Genomic DNA, 23421 nt, shown 5'->3' with positions numbered 1-23421 from the left:
GACAGCCGAGCGGGCCGCCGCAGCGGGTGCCCGCGAGACGCGGGCGATACCGGCGTGGAACCGGGGGCCGGCGCTCAGCTCATGTGCCACTTCTGCAGGATCTGCTGCAGCGTGCCGTCGCCCTTCATCTTGCGGATCGCGCCGTTGAGCTGCTCGAGCGTCGCGGTATCGCCCTTGCGCACGATGAAGCAGACCTGCCCCTTCACGACGCTCTGGTATTCGGGCACGAGCCGCACCTGGCGGTTGACGCCGTGCTCGATCTGGTACGCGACGATCGGCTGGTCGGCGAAGCCGGCCTTGATGCGCCCGAGCGCGACGTCGCGCATGATGTCGGCGATCGAATCGTAGGTCCGGACTTCCTTGAAGATGCCCTTCTTGTTGAGCGCATCGACGAACGCCGTGCCGACCTGCGCGCCGACCACCTGCCCCTTGAAATCGTCCATCGACGTATAGCGGCCCGGGTCGTCCGCCTTCACGATCAGGCCTTCGCCAAACGAATAGACCGTGTCGGAGAAATCGACGACCTGCTGGCGCGCCGGCGTCTTCAGCATCGCGGCCGAGATGATGTCGATCTTCTGCGTGGTGAGCGACGGAATGAGCGCCGAGAACACGGTCTGCTGCACGTCGACGCGAAAACCGGCCGATTTCCCGGCCGCGGTGATCGCGTCGACCATCATTCCCTGGATCGAATTGCTCTTGACGTCGAGAAACGTGAACGGAACGCCGGTGGCCGTCGCGCCGACCTTCAGCGTCGGCTCGGCCGCGACGGCGCCCGCCGATGCCGCGGAGATTGCGATACAGGTGGCGAAACCGGCGGCCAGTGCGCCGAACTGCTTGATGAACGAAACCATGGTGTCCCCTTCTCGAATAATCCGGTGCGCCGCCAGTCGCCGATCGACGTTGCGACGATGACCCGATCTTAAAACGAATCAAAAATATCGCAAATAGATTTTTGGGTATCGATATTCGATACGATATGATTCGATATCGAATCGATCAAGCCCCTGCTCATGGAAACTTTGCCCGATCAGTCGAACGACCTGCTGTTCAACCAGTCGCTGGAGAAAGGGCTGAACGTGCTGCGCGCGTTCAGCGCGAAGCGGCGCACGATGACGCTTGCGGAAGTGGCCGACGCGGCGGGGATGACGAAGAGTTCGGCGCAGCGGATGGTCTATACGCTCGAGAAGCTCGGCTATATCCGCAAGCATCCGGTCACGCGGCGTTACCAGCTCACGCCGCACGTGATGCGGATCGGCTTCAACTACCTCGCGGCCGATACGCTGATCGACGTCGCGAATCCGTTCCTGTCCGAGCTCACGAACCTGACCGGCGAAACCACCAACCTCACCGAACCGGACGAGGACGAGATGGTGTACGTCGCGCGTTTCGTGTCGACGAAGTTCGTGCCGATCCACATGCCGATCGGCAGCCGCATCCCGATGTACTGCACCGGCAGCGGCCGCGCGTTCCTGAGCGCGCTGCCGCCCGACGATGCGCGCGCGCGGCTCGACGGCATGGCACGCACGCCGCATACGCCGCGCACGGTCACGGCGCTCGACGCACTCGTCGCGCTGCTCGACAGCGCGCGGCACGAAGGCTACGCCACCAATCAGGAAGAACTGTTCATCGGCGACATGTCGATCGCGGCGCCCGTGCTCGGCAGCCAGGGGCAGCCCGTCGCGGCCGTGCATGTGGTCGCGCCGACGAGCCGCTGGACGTTCGACGACGCGCGCCGCAAGCTCGCGCCGGCCGTGATCGACTGTGCGCGCGGCATCAGCAATTCGATCAGGACGCTTGAATAGGGAGCGCGATATGGAAACGGTACGCCGCTGCATTGCGCAGCGGCGTTCGATCACTCCTGCGGTTTCCGCGGGTTCCCTGTCCGATAGGTGCTGTTCGGGCTCAAGACGTGTTTCTTCGCCGCGGCGTCCAGTTCCTTGCCGTGATACAGGTCGGCGCACTTCAGGAAGTCGAATTTCACGCCCTTCACTTCCACTTCGACGACCGGATTCCGGTAATCGCGCGCGCGATACTTCGCCACCAGCGCGTCGAGCGTCAGCGACCGGCCGCCCAACGTCTCGCGCGCCTCGTTGCTGAGTTAGCGCGTCGCTGCCGAGTGTTCGCCCACCATCGCAATCGCGTTCGCCCGCCGCTCGGCCTGCCTTTGCGCAAACCGGTACGCAACAAGCGCTTCGGCCACCGCAAGCAGCATCGGCACGAGGCTGTCGTGATTCGCGCGCGTGAATTCGAGCAGCAGCACGACCGCCGTGATCGGCATCTGCATCGACGCGGCGAGAAACGCGGTCGCGCCGATCAGCGCATACCCGCCGATCGATGCGCCCGGCCAGACGAGACTCCACAGCCCGCCGAGCACGACGCCGAGCAGCGCGCCGTTCGCGACGCCCGGCGTCAGCAGGCCACCCTCGGCGCCGGCCCGCAGGCTGCCCGCCTCGATCAGCACCTTCAGCACGAGCAGCGTCGCCGCGAGTCCGATCGTCAGCGTGCCGTCGAAGCCGAGCGACGCCGGCCCCTTGCCGTTGCCGAGCAGTTGCGGAAACCGCATCGCAAGCACGCCGATCACCGCGAAATTGACCAGCGCAAGCACGGGCAGCCGCCCGTCTTTCGGCGCGTTCGCCCGCGCTCCGGTCGTGAGCCGCACGAAGCCGTACGCGGCGAAGCCGAACAGCGGTCCACAGACGATCGACCATGCGACGAGCGGCGCGCTCAGTACGAACGGCGGCACCGTGTACTGGTGTTCGTTGCCGAGGCCGATCCACGCGACGGCCGCCGCGATCGCCGACGTCACGACCGCGACGATCAGCGCACGCAGTTCGAACGTGCCGAGCAGCACTTCGAGCACGAAGATCGCGCCGCCGAGCGGCACGTTGTAGACGGCCGCGAGGCCCGCGCCCGCGCCGCACGCGACCATCAGCCGGCAGTCGCCGGGCGTGAGCCCCGCGCGATGCGCGAGCTGCCCGGCGAGCAGCGAACCGATCTCGCGCGGCGCGACTTCGCGGCCGAGCGGCGAACCGAGCGCGACGGTGACGATCTGCAGCAGCGCGTGGATCGTCGTGCTGACGAACGGCATCCGCGGATCGGCCGCACGCACCGCGCGGCGAATGCTGACGAGCGGCCGGCCGTACCGGTAAAGCGCCCACCAGCCGCCGCCGGCGACGATCCCACAGACGATCAGCACCGCAAGCCGGCGCAGCGGATCGGCACCGGTCACGCCGGTGAGGAAGCTCTCGGTGCCGATCACGTGCGCGATGCTGTAACCGTACGCAACGTGCTGGATCGCATGCAGCAGCAACGCGATCAGCATGCCGCCGAAGCCCGCACCGACGCCGGTCAGGATCGTGACGACGGCCACGCGCGCGAACGGGCTGGCGGGCGGGGAAGCGGATGCGGGAGCGGACGGGAGATCGAGGCGCATGAGGTCGGCGAACGGGGATCGAAAGGACGGCGCGCAACATGCGCGCCGTCATCAGGACCGCATCGTAGGCTCGCGCGTCTCATGCGACAAACGTATTTTTCGAATCGACTCATGCATTTCATGAATATATAGCGCGAGCAACTTGCAACCGCGTTCCGCATCAACCCGGTCGATCCGGATAAGCGATGCGCTCCGGTTCACGCCGAATCTATGGATGAAAAGCATCGATGCGCGCACGCGCCGCGCATCAGGACCAGCCTTCGAACGTCAGGCCGGTTTCGGCGGCCGCCTGCTCGGGCGTCACGTCGCGCACGTGCTGGCCGAACGTCCATACGTGCTGTTCCGGATCGCGCGCGCGATAGGTGCGGTCGCCATAGAACTGGTCGGCCGGTTCCTGCAGGATTTCCGCGCCGGCCTGCCGCGCGTGTTCGCAATGCGCGTCGAGGCCGTCGGCAAGCTGCACGTGCACGCTTTGCGTGTTCCTGCCGCCGATCTCTTGAGGGATCGCAACGAAATCGGCCCAGTGTCCGCCGATCATCACGACGCCGCCGCGATGCGTGAGCTCCGCATGCGTGACCTCGCCTTCGGGCGTACGGACGACGATGCCGCATGCGAAGCCGAACGCGTGCTGCAGCCATTCGAGCGCGACGCCCGGATCGCGGTAGTACACGGCGGCGCTGATCGGCGGATGGCGGTCGGGCTGGGGCATCGTGTGTCTCCGGTCGTGGGCACGAGCGGCTCATTCTCCGCGCGTCGGCCGTGCGGATCAACCGCCGTGCCGCGTCCCGCGCATGTTGCAACGGCGCGACAGCCGGGTCGCGCCGGGCGAATGCCGCGTGCAGGCCATCGCGCAAAAACGGCCGGCCTCGGGTGCGCTCGGCGCGTCGTGTCAGTTTTGTGAAGGACTTTTGCCGGATCCGGAAAGGTGCGCTCGCCGCGCCGGCGGCCTTGCGCGCGCCGTGCATTCCTATACTTGCGCCGAACTTTCGTTTCCAGTCCCACACGCAGGAGCTTCACCATGAAAAAAACCCTCATCGCCGGCGCTTGCGCGGCCGCGCTGTTCGCCCCGCTCGCCCACGCGCAAAGCTCGGTCACGCTGTACGGCCTGATCGACGCCGGCATCGCCTATACCAACAACGCCGGCGGCGCATCGCTGTGGCGCCTGACCACCGGCACGATCAACGGCAGCCGCTTCGGCCTGCGCGGCACCGAGGATCTCGGCGGCGGCGTGAAGGCGCTGTTCGTGCTGGAGAACGGCTTCAACGCGAACAACGGCGCGCTCGGCCAGGACGGCAAGCTGTTCGGCCGCCACGCGTATGTCGGCCTGAGCGGTAACGGCTACGGCACGCTGACGCTCGGCCGCCAGTACGACACGATGGTCGACTTCGTCGCGCCGCTGTCCGCGACGGCCGGCGACTTCGGCGATGCGGGCTTCGCGCATCCGTTCGACAACGACAACCTGAACCACTCGCTGCGTATCAACAACGCGGTCAAGTACACGAGCGATACGGTCGCGGGCTTCAAGGTCGGCGCGATGTACGCGTTCTCCAACTCGACGAACTTCAGCGCGAACCGCGCGTACAGCGTCGCGGCGAGCTACACGAACGGCCCGTTGAAGCTGGCCGGCGCGTACCTGCAGATGAACGGCACGAAGGGCTCGACGAGCGCCAGCCCCGGCGCGACCGATTCTGCCGAGGCGAAGAGCGTGAACCAGGGCGGCTGGTCGATCGGCTCGGACCGCATGCGCTCGTACGGCGGCGGCGTCAGCTACGTGTTCGGCCCGGCGACCGTCGGCTTCGTCTATACACGCTCGCAGTACGACAACACTGGCTCGTTCGGCTCCAGCGGCCAGGTCGCGTTCAACAACTACGACGTGAACGTGCGTTATGCGGTGACGCCGGCGGTCAGCCTCGGTGCGGCTTACGTGTACACGGACGCCAGCGTGTCGAACCCGGACAGCAAGCACGGTACCGATCCGAAGTGGCACCAGGTCGACCTGCAGGCCGTGTACAAGCTGTCGCGCCGCACCGACCTGTATGCGGAAGCGATGTACCAGCATGCGTCGGGACGCGGCTACCAGGCGTTCATCAACGGTTCGGGCGGCGCGTCGAGCACGCCGAACCAGATCGTCGGCGCGATCGGCATGCGCACGCGGTTCTGACCGGTGTGACGCAACGTCGCCCGCCGGCAACGAACCCGCGTTCGCACGCGGGTTCGTTCGCTGCGGGCGACGCGCGCCAATGTTGTTTCGTCTGGAAGGCAGCCTGCCTGGAATCGGGGTTTTTGCGCGCACAAGCGCTGCGTAGACTCGTATCGAAGGTCCGGAGCGCGCATCGCGCGTCGAACCGAACGTCTACCCCTCACCCAGGAGAACCTCGTGAAATCGCTCGTCGTTACCGCCGCCGCTGCCGTCCTGCTTGCCGCGCCGGCCCTGTCGTTCGCCCAGTCGGCGAAGTCGCCCGTCACGCGCGCGCAGGTGCTGCAGGAACTGGTCGATCTCGAGTCGGTCGGCTACAACCCCGCGCGCGGTGAAGCCGGCAACTATCCGGAAGACATCATGGCGGCACAGGAACGACTGCAGGCGAAGCGTCTCGCGCAACGGAAGGCTGCGCAGGCCGCATACGGCCCGGCCGGCGAGCCGGCAACCGAATCGGGCACGGCGGCGAAACCCGCGCTGTGACGATGTGATGAAGCGCGCCGCCCGCATGAATCGTGTGCTGCGGGCGGCGCGCATGTTGCGTCTGCATGAAGAAGCCTGATCACCGGCCCACGCAACGTATCGACCTCCCGCTGCACGCCCGGCGCTCAGGCCGCCTGCGGTTCGCGGTCGATCGCATTCAGCATCTCGACGTCGCGCGCGATCATCCCCGGCACCTGCGCGCGCAGCATCTCGACCCAGGTCCGCACCTTCGCGTCGACGAAGCGGCGCGACGGATACAGCGCATACACGTTCATCTTCTGCAGGATATGCGCGGGCAGCACGCGCACGAGCGTGCCGTCGCGCAGTGCGTCGATCGCCGAGTACAGCGGCAGCATGCCGACCCCGATGCCGTCGCGGATCGCGAGTGCGAGCGATTCGGCCGTATTGGTCTGCACCGGCCCGGCAACGTGGATCTGCTCGACGCCTTCGGGCCCTTCGAGCACCCATTCGTGCGTCGGGAACGCGGGCGTACACAGCGTCAGGCACGCATGTGCGGCGAGATCCTGCGGACGGGCCGGCACGCCGTGCCGTTTCACATAGTCGGGCGACGCGCACAGAATGCTGAACGTCGAACCGAGCAGATGCGACACGAGTTCCGAATCGGGCAGCGACGACGCGGTCACGACGGCCATGTCGCTCGTGCCGTCGAACAGGTCGGGCATGCGCTGCGACAGCGACAGTTCGATCGACACGCCCGGGAACTGCGCGTGATAGCGCGTCAGCGCGGGCAATACATAGTGATGGCCGACACTCGCGAAGCTGTGCATGCGCAGCACGCCGGCCGGCCGTTCGTGCGCGCAGCTCGCCTCTTCTTCCGCGCGGTCGACGTCGGCGAGGATCTGGCGGCAGCGCCGCAGATAGCTTTCGCCGGCCGACGTCAGCGCGAGGCGGCGCGTCGAGCGATTCATCAGACGGGTGCGCAGGCGCGCCTCGAGCTCCGACACCGCGCGCGACATCGCGCCCGTCGTCGAATTCAGCGATTGTGCGGCGGCCGTGAAGCTGCCGGTCTCGACGACGCGCGAAAACACCCGCATGTTTTGTAGGGTATCCATTCCTGTGAGCAACCTGTAGCGGAGGCGCTATTTTCCTCCACTGAATGCGACAGATTGTTACTCCGGCTGCAACTATCGTTTCCCCATAGCTGCGTTAATGCGCGGGCGCCGCACTCCTACAATCGGCGCCTCACCAGTCGAACGGACCCGTTTCGACGGGCCGCGGCACTTCGCCGGGCCCCGCACGGGCCCCCTCTTTTCATGAAGCCACAACCTGCGATCGAGCGACCTTCCATCGAACCGGCACGATGGCGATCATGGCTCGATCCGCTCGGCGACGCGGCACGCGACTGGGCCGTCAGCGACGGGCTGATCTGGCTGCACCTCGCGAAGACCGTGTTCGCAGCCCTCCTTGCGATGGGCATCGCGATGCGTCTCGAGATGTCGCAGCCGCGCACGGCGATGACGACCGTGTTCGTGCTGATGCAGCCGCTGTCGGGGATGGTGTTCGCGAAGAGTTTCTACCGCATGCTCGGCACGGCGGCCGGCCTCGTCGCCGCGCTCGCGCTCGGCGGGCTGTTCGCGCAGCAGCCCGAACTGTACATGGCCGGCATCACGCTGTGGATCGGCGGCTGCATCGCGCTGGCGGTGCGCAACCGCCACTTCCGCTGGTACGGCTTCGTGCTCGCCGGCTACACGGCCGCGCTGATCGGCCTGCCGGCGGTGATGACGCCGCAGACGCTGTTCCAGTCCGCGCTCACGCGCGCCGCGGAAGTCGCGCTCGGCATCGCATGCTCGGGCGCGGTCAGCGCGTTGATCCTGCCGCTCAGTTCCGCGAAGGCGCTGATGCGCTCGCTGAACACGCGCCACACGACGTTCGCGGCGTTCACGGCCGGCGCGCTCGCGGGCGACGTCGCACGCGGCGATTTCGAACGGCGCTTCGCCGATTTCGTCGACGACATCGTCGGCTTCGAAGCGAACCGCGCATTCGCGTCGTTCGAGGATCCGCACATTCGCGCACGCAGCCGGCGGCTCGCACGGCTGAACAGCGAGTTCATGAACGCATGCACGCGGCTGCATGCGCTGCACCAGCTCGTCAAGCGCCTGCGCGCGAACGGCTCCGACGCGGTGCTCGACGCGCTCGCGCCGCACGTCGACGCGCTCGCGCAGCGGTTCGCCGCATTGCGCGACGAGCGGCAGCACGGCATCGCACCGGCCACCGGCGCGCTGCTCGAACTGCGCCGCTTCCATGGCGCGTTGCCGAAGGCCGCGCGCGCGTCGCGGCGGACCATCGAGGAACACGCGGCCGGCGGCCTGCTCGATTTCGATACCGCGATCGAGCTGCTGTACCGCTTCATCGGCGAGTATCTCGGCTACGCCGATACCTACGCATCGCTCGACCAGGACGATCACGCATTCGAGCGCTCCGTCACGCATTACGCGGTGAAGACCAATTCGTTCTTCGTCGGCTTCGCGTTCCTGCGCACGGTCATCGCCGTCGGTGCGATGAGCGCGTTCTGGATCGCGTCGGAGTGGCCGAGCGGCTCGCTCGCGGTGATCGCCACCGCGATCGCGTGCGCGCTCAGCTCGACGTCGCCGCGCGCACCGAAGTTCGTCGCGCAGATGGGCGTCGGCGCGGCGTTCGCGACTGCCGTCGGCTACCTGTTCCTGTGCTACGTGTATCCGAACATCGACGGCTTCCCGCTGCTGTGCGCAACGCTCGCGCCGGTGCTCGGCCTCGGCGCGTTTCTCGCGATGCGGCCGGGCCTGTCCGGCTACGGGATCGGCTTCGCGGTGTTCTTCTGCCTGCTCGCGGGCCCCGACAACGCAATCGCGTATACGCCCGAGGTGCTGATCAACAACGGGCTGGCCGTCGTCGTCGCGATGCTCGCGTGCTCGCTCGTGTTCGCGGTCGTGTTCCCCACCCACATGCCCTGGCTCACGGGCCGCATCGCGCACGATCTGCGCCGCCAGGTCACGCTTGCGTGCGAAGGCGCGCCGGACGGCCTCGCGCAGCGCTTCCAGTCGAGCACGCACGACCTGATGGCGCAGTTGCGCACGATGCTCGTGCGACGCACGCGGCAGCATCGCGACGCGCTGCGCTGGATGCTGTCGACGCTCGAGGTCGGCCATGCGGTGATCGACCTGCGCGACGAACTGCACGCGTTCTGTGAAGCGAAACCGCCGCAGATGCTGCGCTGGACCGGTTCGATCGACGCGGTGCTGCACGAGCTGCCGCGCTTCTTCGACGATCCGACGCCCGGCCACCATGCGCGCACGCTGAAATCGGTGAATCTCGCGATCCGCGCCGCTCAGCACACGCTGCAAGCGTGGTACGCCGTGCCCGACGAGCGACGCCGCATGCAGCGGATCGTCGGCTGCCTGCACTTCATGCGCAGCGCGCTGCTCGACAAGGACGCGCCGTTCAACCGGCGCCGCCATTGAACATCGATGCGCGTGCAACGGGATCCTTGTTCCGAATGGAAATAAGCTCTACAGGCGCGGTGATTAATCTTTAAGCAGTGCGAGCCTATAGTTTCCTCACTGCCAGCGAGACTGGCACTCACCCAGGAGAAACAAAATGAAGCCGCTGCACCTCGCCCTCGTTGCCCTGTCGCTGACCGCTGCTGTCGCCCACGCACAGCCGGCGCCGGCCGACGCCGCACCGCAACAGGCGAATCGCACCGAAGCCGTCAAGGCCGCAGGCCGCGTCGATCGTTCGCAGTCGAAGCAGGAAGACCCGAACGCCTGTGTCGGCCCCGTCAGCTTCTGCAACATCTACTTCGGCAGCTGAGCATGACGCCGCGTCGTCACGGCCTGGCCCGCATCGCCCGCATCCAGTCCGCGGGCGGGCGGCGGACCGGCCGATCGCTGCACTGCCCCGCTCCACGCCGCTTCGATTGAAGCGGCGCATGCCGTTTCAGGTGCCGCGCCCCGGCCGCCACCCCACTTCGCGCAACGCATCCAGCAGGCGCGCCTGCCCGAGCCCTTCGACCCGCGCACCGCGCGATTCGACGTCGCCGCCCGCGACGAGCGCATTCACGATCGCTTCCTCCACCGCCTCGGCCGCCGCGACGAACAGCGCGGAAATATGGTCGTTGTTGACCATTTTCACGCCGGTGGTCGGCGCGCCCTTGCTGCCGTAGTTCGCGGCCGGCAGCCCGTCGTTGCCCGTTGCGAACGCAAGGAAGATGTCGCCGCTCGAATCCTCGGTGCCGCCGCCGACGCGTGCGAGCCCAACGCTCGCGCGCTGCGCGACGCGCGTGCATTGATGCGGCAGCAGCGGCGCGTCGGTCGCGATCGTCACGACGATCGAGCCCATGCCGGCCTCGCCTGTCGCGTCGGGCGCGCGGAACGGCGAATGCACGTGGCGCAGCACTTCGCCGACCGGATAACCGGCCACGCGCAGCATCTCGCGCACGCCGTAGTTCGCCTGCACCAGCGCGCCGACGGTCCAGCCGCCCGCATCGGCCGCGAGCACGCGCGACGCGGTGCCGATGCCGCCCTTGAACTCGTGGCAGATCATGCCCGTACCGCCGCCCACGCCGCCTTCGGCGACCGGCCCCGACTGCGCGGCGGCCAGCGCGCGCTGCACGTGCGCGGCGCTCACGTGCTGCCCCCAGATGTCGTTCAGCAGCCCGTCGTAGGTTTCCATCACGACCGGCATGCACCAGTACACGCGGCCGGCCGCCGCTTCCCGCTCGTTCGCGACGAGCGCGTCGCGCACCGCACCGACGCTGTGCGTGTTCGTATAGGCGATCGGCGTCGTCAGCAGGCCGGCCTCGCGGATCCATTCGAGCCCTGTCGCATCGCCGTTGCCGTTCAGCACGTGCACGCCCGCGAAACACGGCGAATCGTGCGCGGCGCCCGCGCGCGGCTCGATGACGGTGACGCCGGTCCGGATCGATGCGTCGCCATTCTCGACGTTCAGCGTGCAATGTCCGACCCGCACGCCCGGAACGTCCGTGATCGCGTTGAAGCGGCCCGGCGTGCCGAGTCCGATGCGGATGCCGAGATCCCTCGTGCGCATGATGCAATTCCTCCAGTCTTTCAATGGTTCGGTGTTTCGGTGCTGCAACGTGACGATCCGGCGTTCAGAGCGCGCGGAATGCTTCGCTGTGGCGCGCCCAGACGACATACATCACGAGTGCGGCAACCAGCAGCCCCGCGATGATGATCAGGTCGGTCGGCTTCGTCGCCGTCGCCAGCGTCGTGTAGAGCGTGTACGCGGCACCCGCCACCGCGACGAGCGGCGTCACGGGCCACAGCGGCATCCGGTAGTGATGTTCGACGTCGCGGCGCACGAACCGGCTCGCGAGCGCGGCCAGCCCGACGACCAGGTAAATCAGCAGCAGCAGGTCGACCGTGAACGCGGTCAGCTCGTCGAGGCTCGACACGAACACGAGCCCCGCCGACGGCACCGCGAGCGCGATCGTCGCGAGCCACGGCGATTCCAGGCGCGGATGGATCGTCGAGAACGCACGGTTGCAGGTGCGCGACCAGAGCGCGTGCCGGCCGCTGCTGTACAACAGGCGGCCCATCGTGATCACGATCGCGATGATCGCGTTGAACACCGACAGGAAGATCCCGGCGCTGACCACGCGCGACACGGCCGGGTTGCTAAGCGAACGCACGACATAGCCGATCGGGTCGGCGCTTTTGGTGAGTTCCGTCAGCGACGGCGCACCGAGCACGATCGCGGTCAGCGGCACCAGTTCGACGACGAGGATCACGAGCAGCGAATAGATCACGGCCTTCGCGACGTTGCGGTTGCCGCCGCGCAAGTCTTCGGCGAGGTATGCGGCCGAACCGAATCCGTTGTAGCAGAAGATCGCCGTGCCGATCGCGGGTACGATGGCGGCGAGCGTCGCCGGCACGAGCGCGTTGCCGCTCGCGACGACCGGCGCGACCAGCACGTCGGCGCCGCGATGCATCGAGCCGAAACCGAGCCCCGCGATCAGCATCAGCACGCCGATCTCGACGACGAGAAACGCGCCGGTGATCCACGCATTCGTCTTGATGTTCAGCATGCCGAGCAGGTAGCTGAGCAGCACGATCGTCAGCGCGACCGACTGGTTGCCGAAGTGCGTGCCGAGCGCGTTGTTCAGGTACGGCGCGGCACCGCTCGCGAGCACGGCCGGAATGAACACGCTGACGGACAGCACCGTGATGAAGGTCAGGTAGCCGGGCAGCGTGCCGAACACGCGCTTGGCCATCACGTATTCGCCGCCCGCGCTGCGGTGCGCGGCGCTGAGCTCCGCATAGCAGAGCGCGAATGCGAGCGCGAGCACGCCGCCGAGCAGGAACGACAGCACGGCGCCGCTGCCGGCCTGCTGGATCGCGAACGGCGCGATCACGAAGATCGAGCTTGCGGGGGTCACGCCCGATACGGTGATCATCACCGCGTCGCGCACGCTGAGCGTCTGCGACAGCGCGCGCGGCGCGTCTTCCGTTGCAGGCGCCGCTTGCAGCGTGCCCGTCGATTCCGACATCATCGCCATCTCGTTCTCCTGTGCTGCACTTTTTTGAACACCCATACTCGGGCCCGATTGATTGCGTGGCAGTCTAGGAAGCCAATTTCAGGACCGCTATTCCCCCTTCGTGTTACGCCCTTCCGGTGGTGGTATGGATAGTCTCTTTTCCGAAATCGCGATGCACCAGGCGCTTGGCCGCGCAATCGATCACCTCGGCCAGCCGCGCTTCTGGCGGTTCCTGGTGCTGCTGCTCAATGAAATGGCGCCGTTCGACAATGCGCTCGCGACCGCGATCGGCCGCGACGGCGTGCCGCTCGTGCTCGACGAATACGACACCGGCGGCACCGACGCCGCGTCGCCGGTGCCGCTTTACCTGAACGGGTTATATCTGCTCGACCCGTTCCTGCAGGCCGCGCACGACGGGCTCGCCGACGGCTGCTACCGGCTCGAGGAAGTCGCGCCCGACCTGTTCCGGCAAAGCGAGTATTTCCTGAGCTACTTCCGCGATGCGGTCGGTGACGACGAGATTCAGATCCTCGTGCGGCCGAACGCCGACACGCTGCTGTCGCTGTCGCTCGGCGCGGCCGCGCGCTTCGACGTCGAGCCGCTCGGCAAGCTGACGGCCGCGATGCCGTGGGTGCTCGCGACGATCCGGCAGCACTGGCGGCTGGTGGGCGACGCCGCGCGCACGACGCCCGACGCCGATCTCGGCGCGCGCGTCGAGCAGGCGCTCGCGCGCTTCGGCGCGGGCGTGCTGACCGATCGCGAGATGTCGATCGCGAGAATGGTGCTGCGCGGCAATTCGTCGAAGGCGATTGCCGAGCGGCTGGCGATCTCGCCGGAAACGGTGAAGGTGCATCGGCGGCATCTTTACGCGAAGCTCGGGATTTCGTCGCAGCCCGAGCTGTTTTCGCGGTTCATCCAGGCGCTGGGAGAAGATGCGGCGGGATGAGCGCATCGTGCAGCACGGATGGCAACGGGCGCGGAATCGTGCAATATCCGTGAAGCGCCGCAATCCGTGGTCATCCGGTGAAGCACACGCGGATGTTCCGTCGACAACGAAGTTGCCCGGAAACAGGAACCCCGATCCATGTCGCTCATTCCGCTCGTCGGACTCGGCTGGTTGCTTCTGTGTGCCATCAGCGCCGCATCGATCGTGCTCGTGCCGCCGCTGCTGCTGGTCGCCTGCCTGATGGGGAAGGATGTCTGGTCGATCCTGACGCGCGGCCGGCTGCAGTTCGCGTTCCTGGCCTACCTCGGTTCCGCGCCGGTGCCGGCGGTCTTCACGTTCCTGCTGGAAGCCGGTGCCGCGGCCGGGAGTGCGGGCGGCGTTGCTCCCGACAGCCTGACCGTGTGGAACGAACGGTGTTTTTTCATGTTCCTGGGCGCGGCTGCGCTGAGCGGCCTGCTGTTGCTGCTGCGGCGGCCGAAAGACAGGCAAGCAGCAAACGTCGAGCCGTCACAGTCTGCGCAATAGCCGGCACGCGAACGCCGCGCCATGCCGCCCGCCCCGTTTTCGGGCAGGGGCACGGTCATGCGCAGCGTCCTGTTACCTCCACTTCGCGCCGAGTTGCGCGAGCCCGGCGTTCCGGAGATCATCCGGCAGCATCACCACGCGAAACTCGCAGTCCGCATTCAACATCAGGAACCACGGCTCCGCGAGCGCCGGGACCTGCGACGGGTCATCCAGATTGACGATCACGACCGCCCCGCGCCCGCCGCTCTGCTCAGTGAAATACACGGCCTCCGGCCTGACCGCTTCGAGTATTCGCGAGATCACGTCGCCGACGCTGCCGTCGCGCACCAGCGTGTTGAACGGCTCGTGAGGGATTCGTATGTTGAGAAGCATGCGCATGACCATCCTCCTTGGGCTCCGCCCGGCCTGGGCCCTTCAAGCATAGGTGCTACGCGACGCCGCGCCAGTGGCGCCGCAAGCAGTTGCCGGCACGCATTCACATTCCGACGATTCGATGACCCCGCGTCGCACAAACGGCAATCGCCCGCGCGATGCAGGCCGGGTCGAATCGACCGCTTATGCCCACATCATGCGCAGACCGTATGGGCCGTCAGCCCCGTCGGTTCGATCGCCAGATGCAGCGCCCGCTCCGGCCTCAGCGTCACGTTCAACACCGCGCGCGGCGGCGTCATGCCGGGCGGCACCGACAACACATGACGCTGCAGGATCATTGCGGCCACCACCGTCATCTCCGTCATCGCCAGATGCTGCCCGAGGCATACGCGCGGGCCCGAGCCGAACGGCATGTACGCGCCGCGCGGCGGTGCCGGCGCATCTTCGGCGAAGCGCTCCGGACGGAACGCATGCGGCGCCGGAAACCATCGTTCGTCGAGATGCATGAGCTGCAGCGGCAGCATGAACAGCGTGCGCGCGGGAAACTGCCATGCGCCCAGCGCGACCGGCCGCGATGCACGGCGGCTGATCAGGATCGGCGCGGATGGATACAGGCGCAGCGTTTCGTCCAGCGTCTGCGCCAGATAGCGCAACGAAGATCGCGTCTCGGCGGACGGCGCTCGACCGCCCAGCACGCGGGACACCTCGTCGCGCGCGGCGGCTTGCACGGCCGGATTCGTGGCCATGCACCATGCCCACCAGGTCAGCGCCCCGGCCGTCGTCTCGTGACCGGCCAGGAACGCCGTCATGCATTCGTCGTGCACGGCCTGCAGCGGCCATTTCCGACCATCCGCCCGATGCAGCCGCAACAGGCGCGACAGCAGATCGTCGGGCCACGTACGCTCCGGCATGTCGACGCGCGCACGCAGTTGCCGGTCGATCAGCCCGTTCAGCACCGCCTTTGCCCGCGCCTTGCCGCGCTTCCACGGCATCCAGTCCGGCGTGCTCGCCGGCTGATAGAACTCTGCGTCGGCCGCAGCGCTCACCGCCCGCACTGCCTCCTCGGCCGCACGCGCATCGTCGCCGATCGTATCGGAGAACATCGTGCGCATGATCACGTCCATCGCCAACGACGTCAGCGCGCTTTCGATCGGCCAGTCCGGATCGCGCGCGGGCCACTGCGCGAGTGCATGACCAGCCGTCGCCGCGATCGCCGGAACGAACGCCTGAACCGGCTTCGGCATGAAGTTCGGCTGCAACGCATGCCGCTTGTCGCGCCACGCATCGCCCTCGGCGACCAGCACGCTATGGCCGTGGACCTGCGCGAAGACGCGGATCGCGCGCTCCCAGCGCCCGAACGCATCGTGATGCGTGACCAGCAGCTCGCGCGCGAGCGCCGGATCGGTCACGACCACCGCGTGCTCGGGCCACACGCGCAAGTGCACGACGTCGCCGTATTGATTCGAAACATTTGATCTTGAAATTGGAAAATAAGCCCTCACGTTTTGAGCATGGAAAAACGAGACATGAGATCGCTTCCACGCGAAGCGCGCGAAGAACGGCGTCGACAGGTGATCGCCCTCCGGGAAGGCGGGATGACCTACGACGAGATCGCCCAACTTACCGATCTGTCGCGAACGGGTGTGTTCGATATATGCAAGCGTTACGTGCAGGAAGGCACGGCAGCCTTGCGTGACAAGCCGAGCGGGCGTGCCGTCACCCAGAAGCGCGCCCTGACGGAGCAACAGGAGATCGAGGTGCGTGTGTTGATGCGCGATCAAATGCCGGATCAGTTGAAGATGCCGTTTGCGCTGTGGACCCGCCACGCCGTGCGGGAGTTGATTCGACAACGTACGGGTCGCACGCTCACGCTGCAGGGCGTCGGTCTGTACTTGGCACGCTGGGGCTTTACGCCGCAAAAGCCGCTGAAGCGGGCGTACGAACAAAAGCCGCAGGCGGTTCAGACGTGGTTGAACGAGACGTATCCGGAGATTGCGCGCCGTGCGCAGACCGAAGGTGCGGAAATCCAGTGGGGCGACGAGACGGGCTTGCGTTCCGACGATGTGCGCGGGCGCTCCTACGCGCCGATCGGCAAGACACCCGAGCGGCGTGTCATGAGCAAACGCGAAGGGCTGTCGATCATGTCGACCGTGACGAACCGCGGCCAGGTGCGCTGGAAAGTGTTCGAAGGCGCGATGAACGCCGACATCCTGATCGACTTCTTGAAGCGACTGATCAAAGACATGCGGAGCAAAAAGGTGTTTCTGATCCTCGACAACCTGAAGGTTCATCACGCCAAGCTGGTCAAGGCGTGGCTGGCTGAACATGCCGACAAGATCGAAGTGTTCTACCTGCCCTCGTACAGCCCGGAGCTCAATCCCGACGAGATGCTCAACGCCGATTTGAAGGCCAGCATCACACGCCAGGCTCCCGCTCGGACCAAGGGGCATCTGAAGAAAGCCGCTATCAGCCATTTGCGACGGCTTCAGAAGTCGCCGCAACGGGTTACTCGTTATTTCATGCATAAACCCATCCGCTATGCAGCTTGATTCAAGATCAAATATTTCTGATCAATAATCGCGCTGCCAGCCGGCCAGCGTGCCGATCAGGTCGCGTGACATCGCGCGCAGCAGCGCCCACCCCGTCAGGCCGGCACGCGGCCCCGGCGGCCATACGCCGGGCGGGTGAAGCACGGGCGCCGGCGCAGCGGTGCCCGCATGGAATGGACATTGGGAAGAGGATCGTGTGTTCATGCGCCGGATTGTCCGCATCGGCGAGCCGGCGGTCTTGAACGCAAACGACATCGACACGCGTACGGCCGGTCCCTATACTCCGGCGTCATGTTCTCAGGACCGCCATCGATCCCGCCGTCATGCCCCGATCCGCTTGCGCGCGCGCCCCGTGTGCAAAGCGGCGGACAGTCGCCGCATGCGCGGCTGCATCCCGCGCCGGCCGCGCTGCAGGGCGCGGTGGTCGCGATCGTCCTGTACGACACGCGCGGCCTCGCGTTGAGCGACGCGCAGCGACTCTCGCACTTTCCGGCCACGCCGCTCGTCTGCGTGTCGTGGTATCGGGATCTCGACGTCGGCTTCATCGAACCCACGGCCGACGGCCCGCAATGGCGACCCTTCGGCGCGGCCGCGACGCTGTCGGGCAGCCATTCGGCCCCCACCGTCGCATGGGCGCCGACGGGCGGGCTGATCGGCATGATCTGTTTCACCGCCGATGCGGCGCGGACGCTGTTCGGCATCGCGCTGCCGGGCATTCACGACCGCGTGCTCGACGCGCACGCGTGCCTCGGCCGCGACTGGCACCCGCTGCTCGATGCATTGATCGGCGCGGATCGCGACGCCGACGCGCTGGCGGTGATCGATCGCCACCTCGCGCCCCGCTGGCAGGCGCTTCGGCCCTCGACGCCGCTGTCATCGCTGCGCAACGCGGGGCGCAGCTGGGTCGAGCGGCTCGCGCTGCAAGCGCGCGAGTGGCGAGGCACGCGCAGCCCGCGTCAGGTCGAACGGCGCATCAAGACCTACAGCGGCCGATCGCTGCGCGAATGGCAGGCGCTCGTCAGGACGGAAAGCGCATTCTTCGCGGCGCGCGACCGGTTCGAAGCCGGCGCCGCGTTCAACTGGGCCACGCTGGCGCTGGACGAAGGGTTCGCCGACCAGGCGCACCTGAGCCGCGAGGTCAAGCGCATCACGGGATTCTCGCCGAGCGAATTCACGCAACGCTTCATCGACGACGAATCGTTCTGGATGTATCGGCTCTGGGTGTGACGCGGCGGCGGCCGATCCCGCATTGGTGAGCCGTTTCGCAATGCACGGCCCGCTCGCGCCCTCCACTCAACCGCGCGGTTCGACGAAGCCGCCGTCGGGCGCATCGTGCGGCACGTTCCAGCCGAAATACACTTCCGCGTCGACGATCCGCCCGTCGCGGACGCGCAACCGCTCCGCATTCCGGAACCGCTTGCCGCTGCTCGTTTCCGCCACGTACACGACGAATACGTGCTCGCCGTGAACGGCGACTTCGACGAAATCGAAACGCGCCAGTGTCACGCTGTTCGGCCAGCAACGCCGGAAATACGTGTCGCGGTCGAGCCGGTTGTCGAGCGGGCTCGTGAAATGGAAATCCGGTGCGATCAGCGCTTCGATCGCGTCGCGGTTCTTGTCGGCATACGCGCGGTAGCTCGCGCGCGCAACGTCGCCCGGGTTCTGAAGCATCGTCGTGCCCTCCTCGAAGAATCGGCGTGAGCCTCGCTCGCACCGGTGCAGATGTTTCGGCGGAACGCGTCCGTGGCCATCCACGCGAACCCGAATCGGCCGGCAGCCCGCGCTTTCCATCGTAAGCCGGCAATGCCGCGGTTGCCCGATTCGACGGGCACAGGCATGATGTCCGCGAACTCGCCGGCCGCTTGTTCCGCTGGTTCTCGCCGACCTCGCTGCACCTGTGCAGCGTGTCACGCGAACGCTGCCGCCGTCGTGCGAGCAATCCGCATGCCGGCCCCGTCGCCAACGTCACTTCGTCCATGTCACTACGCGCATTCAGAACGCTGGTCGCCATCGCCCGATACCGGACCTTCGCACGCGCCGGCGAAGCCATCGGGCTCACGCAGTCGGCGGTGAGCCTGCAGATCAAGGCACTGGAAAGCGAATACAACGTGCAGTTGTTCGACCGTTCGCGCCGGCAACCGGTGCTCACCGAAGCCGGCAACATCCTGCTCGCGCAGGCCGAGCAGGTGCTCGCGATGGTCGACCGGATTCCCGATGCGCTCAGCGACGAGAAGAAGCTCGTCGGCCGCCTGCGGATCGGCGCGATCCAGACCGCGCTGTCCGGCCCGCTGCCCGACGCGCTGCTCGCGCTGCGCAACTCACATCCGTCGCTGCGCGTGCACGTGTCGGCCGGCATGTCGGCCGAGCTGGCGAACCGCGTCGCGGCCGGCGAACTCGATGCGGCGATCACGATGCGCCCCGTGCGCCCGCATCCGGCGGAGCTGACGTGGACGACGCTGTACGAGGATCGCTTCTGGCTGCTCGCGCCGCCGGACCATGCGGAACGCGACGCGGGCACGCTGCTCGAAGCTCTGCCGTTCATCCGCTTCGACGCACAGGCCTGGGCCGGCCGCATGATCGCGGCCGAGCTGCGCCGCATCGGCGTGCGCGTGCGTGAAGAGATGGTGCTGGACAGCGCGGAAACGATCGCACGCATGGTGGCACGCGGGCTCGGCGCCGCGATCGTCGCGCTCCCCGATGCGACGCTCGCGCGCCTGCCGCCCGTCACGCGCTTGCCGTTCGGCCAGCCGCAGATGGGGCGCGCGGTCGTGCTGCTCGAACACCAGTCGCGTCCGGCCGAGCGTTTCGCGCGTGCGCTGGCCGCTGAAGTCACCGCGTCATCGATGAGAATTTCTCATTGAACGCCCGATAATTAACAATTATTCCTGTTGATTTCGCGTGTTAACTTGGCGGCATCGTCACTCTTTCGATTGCGAGTCGCCATGTTGCCCGCCGGATGGATTCCCGCGTCGTTTCGCCGCTCCGCCTGCCAGCCGCTGCACGCAGCCTGCATGAAGGCGCGCCGATGATCGGCCCGATCCTGCTCGCGCTGGCGCCGGTCGCGCTGCTGGTCGCGTTCGGCCATGGCCTGCGTCGCACGGGTTTCATCGCCGATGCGTTCTGGCCGCAGGCCGAGCGCCTTTGCTACTACGTGCTGCTGCCGGCGCTGTTCGCGGACGGCCTCGCGAACGCGCGACTCCAAGCGCTGCCCGTTTTACCGCTCGCGGCCGCGCTGGTCGGTTCGACCGCCGTCGCCGCTGCGCTTCTTCTGCTGGTCCGTCGGTTCGTCCGGGTCGACGGCGCCGGCTTCACGTCCGTGTTCCAGGGTGCGGTGCGCTTCAACAACTATGTCGGCACCGCACTCGCCGCCGGGCTGTTCGGCGCACAAGGCATCGCGCTCGCGGCCGTCTGCGTCGCGGCGATCGTCCCGACCGTCAACCTGATGTGCGTGCTGGTCTTCGCGCGGTATGGCGACACGCGGCTCGGTGCGGGCGCGCTCGTGCGGCAGATCCTGTCGAATCCGCTCGTCGTTGCGTGCGCGCTCGGAATCTCGATGCAGGCCGGCGGTGTTGCATTTCCCGCTGCCGTCGAGCCGGCCGTGCGCGCGCTCGGCGCCGCGTCGATGCCGCTCGGCCTGCTGTGCGTGGGCGCGGCGCTGAAATTCGATGCGGCCCGTGCATGGCTGCAGCCGGTGTGCGTCGCGTCGGCGTTCAAGTTCATGGCGATGCCGCTCATTACGCTCGCGGCCGGCCGCCTGTTCGGGCTCGGCGATGCGGCGCTGACGGTCGCGCTGCTGTTCCAGGCGCTGCCGACATCGTCGGCGTCGTACATCATGGCCCGCCAACTCGGCGGCGATGCAGCGCTGATGGCCGGCATCACCGCGTTCCAAACGATCGCCGCGGCGCTCGCGATGCCGGTCGTGCTGACGGCGCTCGCGTCGGCACCGGCGTTTCGCTGACGGCGCCGCCCCGCCCGATACCCACTGAATCAGCCTGCTGGCCAGTCATCGCACGGTTCGACATCGTCGGCCGCGCGCGCTCGTGATCGCGGGCGTCGCTCTGGTCAATCGCGCACGGCGCTGACGCATCGGCACACGCCGCGCAGGCTCGGGGACGGATCCCGAATACCGGATGCGACGGCACTCGCAGCACCGTTGCGCGCCGCCTACGCGTCGCCGACACGCGCCCCCGACTTTCTCGCAGCCCTGCCAAAAACCGCCTATCGTGAATGAAGCGCCCCGTTCGTCGCCATCCGACCCTGAGTCGCTCGCACCGGCGGCAACGGCACCGCGTTCCGGCACCATTCATCGCGATCGTCGCGCCCGCTCGCCCGTGCGCACGATCGCGGCCGCCCACCGGATTACAGGAGGCATTCATGAAAGCCGCGTTGCTCGTCAGCTCCGCCCTGCTCGCCATTGCATCCGCTTCGGCCTCGGCCCAAGGCTCGATCACGAAAGTCGAAAACGGCGCGCTCGTCGCCGCGAACGGGATGACCGTCTACACCTTCGACAAGGACCAGCCCAACGCCGGGACCAGTGCGTGCACGGGCCAGTGCGAAACCTTCTGGCCGCCGTACAAGGCCAGCGCGACCGACGTTCCGGTCGGGCCCTACACGATCGTCAAGCGCGACGACGGCAGCCCGCAATGGGCGTACAAGGGCAAGCCGCTGTACTTCTTCTCGAAGGACATGAAACAGGGCGACCGCAACGGCGACAACTTCAAGGACATGTGGCACGTGGTCGCGCCGTAAGCGTTATTGCGCCGCCGTCCGCGCAACCGGCGCGGACGTAAAAAAGCCCGCCCGGATCGTCGTCGACCGGGGCGGGCCTTCGCATCTTCACGTTGGCCGCCTTGCATCGCCAGCCGACAGGCCGGCGACGCATGCAGCCGGCATGCGCGTCAGCGGTTCGACGGGAAGCTGAACACCGTCCCTTCGCGCACGCCGGCCGACGGCCAGCGCTGCGTGATCGTCTTGCGCTTCGTGTAGAACCGCACGGCGTCCGGGCCGTATGCGTGCAGGTCGCCGAACAGCGAACGCTTCCAGCCGCCGAACGAGTGGTACGCGACGGGCACCGGCAGCGGCACGTTGATACCGACCATGCCGATCTGGATGTTGTCGCTGAAGTAGCGTGCGGCCTCGCCGTCGCGCGTGAACAGGCACGTGCCGTTGCCGTATTCGTGCGCGTCGATCAGCGCCATCGCCTCGTCGAGCGACTTCAGGCGGATCACGCCGAGCACCGGCCCGAAGATCTCGTGCTGGTAGATCGGCATGCCGGGCTTCACGTTGTCGAACAGGCACGGGCCGAGGTAGTAGCCGCCGTCATGGCCGTCGACCTTCACGCCGCGGCCGTCGACGACGAGCGTCGCGCCCGCTGCCACGCCCGCTTCGACGAAGCCCGTCACCTTCTCGAAGTGCTGCTGCGTGACGAGCGGGCCCATGTCGATGCCCGCGCCGTTGCCCGGGCCGACCTTCATCTTGTCGATTTCGGCCTTCAGGCCCGCGACGACCTGGTCGCCCGTCTCGTCGCCGATCGCGACGACCAGCGGGATCGCCATGCAGCGCTCGCCGCACGAGCCGTACGCGGCGCCCATCAGCGCGTTCACCGCGTTGCCGATGTCCGCGTCGGGCATCACGACCGCGAAGTTCTTCGCGCCGCCGAGCGCCTGCACGCGCTTGCCGTTCGCACAGCCGGTCGAGTAGATGTATTCGGCGATCGGCGTCGAGCCGACGAAGCTCACTGCCTTCACGCGCGGGTCGGTCAGGATCGTGTCGACCGCTTCCTTGTCGCCGTTCACGACGTTCAGCACGCCCGGCGGCAGGCCGGCCTCGAGCGCGAGCTCGGCCATGCGCAGCGTCGACGACGGCGTGCGCTCGGACGGCTTCAGCACGAACGTGTTGCCGCACGCGACGGCCATCGGCCACATCCACAGCGGCACCATCACCGGGAAGTTGAACGGCGTGATGCCGGCCACTACGCCGAGCGCCTGGAACTCGCTCCACGAATCGATCGCGGGGCCGACGTTCTTGCTGTGCTCGCCCTTCAGCAGCTCGGGCACGTAGCTGGCGTATTCGACGTTCTCGATCCCGCGCTGCAGTTCGCCCATCGCGTCGGCGAGCACCTTGCCGTGCTCGGCCGTGATCAGCGCGCACAGCTCGTCGGCGTGCTCCTCGAGCAGCGTCTTGAAGCGGCTCATCACACGGGCGCGCTTCAGCGGCGGCGTGTTGCGCCACGCCGGGAACGCTGCCTGCGCGGACGCGATCGCGGCTTCGACGGTCAGCTTGTCGGCGAGCGCGACGCTCTTGTCCGATTCGCCGGTGGCCGGGTCGAACACCGGCTGGACGCGGCTGCCGCCGTCGACGCGCTTGCCGTCGATCAGGTGGCCGAGGGTGGAAGTCACCTTGCTGTCGTGTTTCATCTGTCTG

24 protein-coding genes are annotated in these 23421 nt (G+C 67.3%); 12 read left to right on the top strand and 12 right to left on the bottom strand.

The window, feature by feature from the left end; translation table 11 throughout:
* Positions 1-74: 74 nt before the first annotated feature.
* Positions 75-851 carry an ABC transporter substrate-binding protein gene (locus tag FPJ27_RS10825; RefSeq protein WP_105389975.1) on the bottom strand — a complete coding sequence of 259 codons (777 nt, stop codon included), beginning with the start codon at positions 849-851 and terminating at the stop codon, positions 75-77.
* A 159-nt stretch (positions 852-1010) separates the two neighbouring features.
* On the opposite strand from FPJ27_RS10825, the gene FPJ27_RS10820 reads away from it, so the two are divergent.
* Complete coding sequence (locus tag FPJ27_RS10820) at positions 1011-1802, top strand: IclR family transcriptional regulator (protein WP_034179587.1); 792 nt, start codon at positions 1011-1013, stop codon at positions 1800-1802.
* Positions 1803-1852: 50 nt separating this feature from the next.
* On the opposite strand, the gene FPJ27_RS10815 is transcribed toward FPJ27_RS10820, so the two are convergent.
* The 3 genes from FPJ27_RS10815 to FPJ27_RS10805 all read right to left on the bottom strand — a co-directional run bounded on the left by FPJ27_RS10815 (position 1853) and on the right by FPJ27_RS10805 (position 4142).
* Complete coding sequence (locus FPJ27_RS10815) at positions 1853-2074, bottom strand: T6SS amidase immunity protein Tai4 family protein (RefSeq protein WP_204422875.1); 222 nt, start codon at positions 2072-2074, stop codon at positions 1853-1855.
* 24 nt (positions 2075-2098) lie between these two features.
* The gene (locus FPJ27_RS10810; RefSeq protein ID WP_204422874.1) at positions 2099-3433 is read right to left on the bottom strand and encodes a chloride channel protein; all 1335 of its coding nucleotides are present in this window, start codon (positions 3431-3433) and stop codon (positions 2099-2101) included.
* A gap of 247 nt (positions 3434-3680) precedes the next feature.
* A complete protein-coding gene (locus FPJ27_RS10805; protein ID WP_204422873.1) occupies positions 3681-4142 on the bottom strand; it encodes a VOC family protein in 462 nt (153 codons plus the stop codon).
* A gap of 309 nt (positions 4143-4451) precedes the next feature.
* On the opposite strand from FPJ27_RS10805, the gene FPJ27_RS10800 reads away from it, so the two are divergent.
* Both FPJ27_RS10800 and FPJ27_RS10795 read left to right on the top strand, forming a co-directional pair.
* Complete coding sequence (locus tag FPJ27_RS10800) at positions 4452-5594, top strand: porin (protein ID WP_072436743.1); 1143 nt, start codon at positions 4452-4454, stop codon at positions 5592-5594.
* Positions 5595-5810: 216 nt separating this feature from the next.
* Complete coding sequence (locus FPJ27_RS10795; RefSeq protein ID WP_072436742.1) at positions 5811-6113, top strand: DUF4148 domain-containing protein; 303 nt, start codon at positions 5811-5813, stop codon at positions 6111-6113.
* A 125-nt stretch (positions 6114-6238) separates the two neighbouring features.
* On the opposite strand, the gene FPJ27_RS10790 is transcribed toward FPJ27_RS10795, so the two are convergent.
* Positions 6239-7186: a LysR family transcriptional regulator gene (locus FPJ27_RS10790; RefSeq protein WP_072436741.1), complete on the bottom strand. Its 948-nt coding sequence runs from the start codon at positions 7184-7186 to the stop codon at positions 6239-6241.
* A gap of 201 nt (positions 7187-7387) precedes the next feature.
* Between FPJ27_RS10790 and FPJ27_RS10785 the strand changes: the two genes are divergently transcribed.
* On the top strand, positions 7388-9571 hold the full coding sequence (locus tag FPJ27_RS10785) for an FUSC family protein (RefSeq protein WP_204422872.1): 2184 nt from the start codon (positions 7388-7390) through the stop codon (positions 9569-9571).
* Positions 9572-9707: 136 nt separating this feature from the next.
* On the top strand, positions 9708-9920 hold the full coding sequence (locus tag FPJ27_RS10780; protein WP_034179600.1) for a hypothetical protein: 213 nt from the start codon (positions 9708-9710) through the stop codon (positions 9918-9920).
* A 126-nt stretch (positions 9921-10046) separates the two neighbouring features.
* Here FPJ27_RS10780 and FPJ27_RS10775 read toward each other — a convergent pair whose 3' ends face one another.
* On the bottom strand, positions 10047-11156 hold the full coding sequence (locus FPJ27_RS10775) for a P1 family peptidase (protein WP_204422871.1): 1110 nt from the start codon (positions 11154-11156) through the stop codon (positions 10047-10049).
* Between the two features lie 64 nt (positions 11157-11220).
* Positions 11221-12627, bottom strand: coding sequence for an APC family permease (locus FPJ27_RS10770; RefSeq protein ID WP_072436738.1), 1407 nt, complete (start codon positions 12625-12627; stop codon positions 11221-11223).
* A 124-nt stretch (positions 12628-12751) separates the two neighbouring features.
* Here FPJ27_RS10770 and FPJ27_RS10765 point away from each other — a divergent pair, with 124 nt between their 5' ends.
* Both FPJ27_RS10765 and FPJ27_RS10760 read left to right on the top strand, forming a co-directional pair.
* A complete protein-coding gene (locus FPJ27_RS10765; RefSeq protein ID WP_204422870.1) occupies positions 12752-13552 on the top strand; it encodes a LuxR C-terminal-related transcriptional regulator in 801 nt (266 codons plus the stop codon).
* Between the two features lie 138 nt (positions 13553-13690).
* A complete protein-coding gene (locus tag FPJ27_RS10760; protein ID WP_204422869.1) occupies positions 13691-14077 on the top strand; it encodes a hypothetical protein in 387 nt (128 codons plus the stop codon).
* A gap of 72 nt (positions 14078-14149) precedes the next feature.
* On the opposite strand, the gene FPJ27_RS10755 is transcribed toward FPJ27_RS10760, so the two are convergent.
* On the bottom strand, positions 14150-14455 hold the full coding sequence (locus tag FPJ27_RS10755; RefSeq protein ID WP_072436923.1) for a panthothenate synthetase: 306 nt from the start codon (positions 14453-14455) through the stop codon (positions 14150-14152).
* A 188-nt stretch (positions 14456-14643) separates the two neighbouring features.
* Entirely contained in the window at positions 14644-15951 is a 1308-nt protein-coding gene (locus tag FPJ27_RS10750; protein ID WP_204422868.1) for a cytochrome P450, read from the bottom strand.
* A gap of 9 nt (positions 15952-15960) precedes the next feature.
* On the opposite strand from FPJ27_RS10750, the gene FPJ27_RS10745 reads away from it, so the two are divergent.
* Positions 15961-16998, top strand: a complete 1038-nt coding sequence (locus FPJ27_RS10745; RefSeq protein WP_204421199.1) for an IS630 family transposase — start codon at positions 15961-15963, stop codon at positions 16996-16998.
* Positions 16999-17019: 21 nt separating this feature from the next.
* Here the strand turns inward: FPJ27_RS10745 and FPJ27_RS10740 are convergent, their stop codons facing one another.
* Positions 17020-17202, bottom strand: coding sequence for a hypothetical protein (locus FPJ27_RS10740; RefSeq protein WP_239483279.1), 183 nt, complete (start codon positions 17200-17202; stop codon positions 17020-17022).
* Between the two features lie 87 nt (positions 17203-17289).
* On the opposite strand from FPJ27_RS10740, the gene FPJ27_RS10735 reads away from it, so the two are divergent.
* A complete protein-coding gene (locus FPJ27_RS10735; protein WP_204422867.1) occupies positions 17290-18225 on the top strand; it encodes an AraC family transcriptional regulator in 936 nt (311 codons plus the stop codon).
* A gap of 66 nt (positions 18226-18291) precedes the next feature.
* On the opposite strand, the gene FPJ27_RS10730 is transcribed toward FPJ27_RS10735, so the two are convergent.
* Entirely contained in the window at positions 18292-18669 is a 378-nt protein-coding gene (locus FPJ27_RS10730) for a nuclear transport factor 2 family protein (RefSeq protein WP_204422866.1), read from the bottom strand.
* Positions 18670-18974: 305 nt separating this feature from the next.
* On the opposite strand from FPJ27_RS10730, the gene FPJ27_RS10725 reads away from it, so the two are divergent.
* The 3 genes from FPJ27_RS10725 to FPJ27_RS10715 all read left to right on the top strand — a co-directional run bounded on the left by FPJ27_RS10725 (position 18975) and on the right by FPJ27_RS10715 (position 21747).
* Positions 18975-19859 (top strand): LysR family transcriptional regulator, encoded by an 885-nt coding sequence (locus FPJ27_RS10725; protein ID WP_204422865.1) that lies wholly within the window; start codon positions 18975-18977, stop codon positions 19857-19859.
* A gap of 164 nt (positions 19860-20023) precedes the next feature.
* Entirely contained in the window at positions 20024-20956 is a 933-nt protein-coding gene (locus FPJ27_RS10720; protein ID WP_204422864.1) for an AEC family transporter, read from the top strand.
* A gap of 416 nt (positions 20957-21372) precedes the next feature.
* Positions 21373-21747, top strand: coding sequence for a hypothetical protein (locus FPJ27_RS10715; protein ID WP_204422863.1), 375 nt, complete (start codon positions 21373-21375; stop codon positions 21745-21747).
* Between the two features lie 149 nt (positions 21748-21896).
* Here FPJ27_RS10715 and FPJ27_RS10710 read toward each other — a convergent pair whose 3' ends face one another.
* Positions 21897-23414 (bottom strand): CoA-acylating methylmalonate-semialdehyde dehydrogenase, encoded by a 1518-nt coding sequence (locus tag FPJ27_RS10710; RefSeq protein ID WP_204422862.1) that lies wholly within the window; start codon positions 23412-23414, stop codon positions 21897-21899.
* Between the last annotated feature and the right edge of the window lie 7 nt (positions 23415-23421).

The sequence above is a fragment of the Burkholderia sp. MS455 genome (genome assembly GCF_016899445.1).
Classification (GTDB): Bacteria; Pseudomonadota; Gammaproteobacteria; order Burkholderiales; family Burkholderiaceae; genus Burkholderia; species Burkholderia pyrrocinia_C.
This window is presented reverse-complemented; position numbering and strand designations above follow the sequence as displayed.

What these genes read in the sequence shown, in the direction of transcription:
- FPJ27_RS10735 (WP_204422867.1), top strand. Translation starts at nt 17,290, where the DNA reads ATGTTCTCAGGACCGCCATCGATCCCGCCGTCATGCCCCGATCCGCTT.
- FPJ27_RS10785 (WP_204422872.1), top strand. Translation starts at nt 7,388, where the DNA reads ATGAAGCCACAACCTGCGATCGAGCGACCTTCCATCGAACCGGCACGA.
- FPJ27_RS10715 (WP_204422863.1), top strand. Translation starts at nt 21,373, where the DNA reads ATGAAAGCCGCGTTGCTCGTCAGCTCCGCCCTGCTCGCCATTGCATCC.
- FPJ27_RS10810 (WP_204422874.1), bottom strand. Translation starts at nt 3,433, where the DNA reads ATGCGCCTCGATCTCCCGTCCGCTCCCGCATCCGCTTCCCCGCCCGCC.
- FPJ27_RS10760 (WP_204422869.1), top strand. Translation starts at nt 13,691, where the DNA reads ATGTCGCTCATTCCGCTCGTCGGACTCGGCTGGTTGCTTCTGTGTGCC.
- FPJ27_RS10745 (WP_204421199.1), top strand. Translation starts at nt 15,961, where the DNA reads ATGGAAAAACGAGACATGAGATCGCTTCCACGCGAAGCGCGCGAAGAA.
- FPJ27_RS10770 (WP_072436738.1), bottom strand. Translation starts at nt 12,627, where the DNA reads ATGGCGATGATGTCGGAATCGACGGGCACGCTGCAAGCGGCGCCTGCA.
- FPJ27_RS10720 (WP_204422864.1), top strand. Translation starts at nt 20,024, where the DNA reads ATGATCGGCCCGATCCTGCTCGCGCTGGCGCCGGTCGCGCTGCTGGTC.
- FPJ27_RS10730 (WP_204422866.1), bottom strand. Translation starts at nt 18,669, where the DNA reads ATGCTTCAGAACCCGGGCGACGTTGCGCGCGCGAGCTACCGCGCGTAT.
- FPJ27_RS10775 (WP_204422871.1), bottom strand. Translation starts at nt 11,156, where the DNA reads ATGCGCACGAGGGATCTCGGCATCCGCATCGGACTCGGCACGCCGGGC.
- FPJ27_RS10725 (WP_204422865.1), top strand. Translation starts at nt 18,975, where the DNA reads ATGTCACTACGCGCATTCAGAACGCTGGTCGCCATCGCCCGATACCGG.
- FPJ27_RS10805 (WP_204422873.1), bottom strand. Translation starts at nt 4,142, where the DNA reads ATGCCCCAGCCCGACCGCCATCCGCCGATCAGCGCCGCCGTGTACTAC.
- FPJ27_RS10765 (WP_204422870.1), top strand. Translation starts at nt 12,752, where the DNA reads ATGGATAGTCTCTTTTCCGAAATCGCGATGCACCAGGCGCTTGGCCGC.
- FPJ27_RS10800 (WP_072436743.1), top strand. Translation starts at nt 4,452, where the DNA reads ATGAAAAAAACCCTCATCGCCGGCGCTTGCGCGGCCGCGCTGTTCGCC.
- FPJ27_RS10755 (WP_072436923.1), bottom strand. Translation starts at nt 14,455, where the DNA reads ATGCGCATGCTTCTCAACATACGAATCCCTCACGAGCCGTTCAACACG.
- FPJ27_RS10790 (WP_072436741.1), bottom strand. Translation starts at nt 7,186, where the DNA reads ATGGATACCCTACAAAACATGCGGGTGTTTTCGCGCGTCGTCGAGACC.
- FPJ27_RS10820 (WP_034179587.1), top strand. Translation starts at nt 1,011, where the DNA reads ATGGAAACTTTGCCCGATCAGTCGAACGACCTGCTGTTCAACCAGTCG.
- FPJ27_RS10780 (WP_034179600.1), top strand. Translation starts at nt 9,708, where the DNA reads ATGAAGCCGCTGCACCTCGCCCTCGTTGCCCTGTCGCTGACCGCTGCT.
- FPJ27_RS10710 (WP_204422862.1), bottom strand. Translation starts at nt 23,414, where the DNA reads ATGAAACACGACAGCAAGGTGACTTCCACCCTCGGCCACCTGATCGAC.
- FPJ27_RS10825 (WP_105389975.1), bottom strand. Translation starts at nt 851, where the DNA reads ATGGTTTCGTTCATCAAGCAGTTCGGCGCACTGGCCGCCGGTTTCGCC.
- FPJ27_RS10740 (WP_239483279.1), bottom strand. Translation starts at nt 17,202, where the DNA reads ATGAACACACGATCCTCTTCCCAATGTCCATTCCATGCGGGCACCGCT.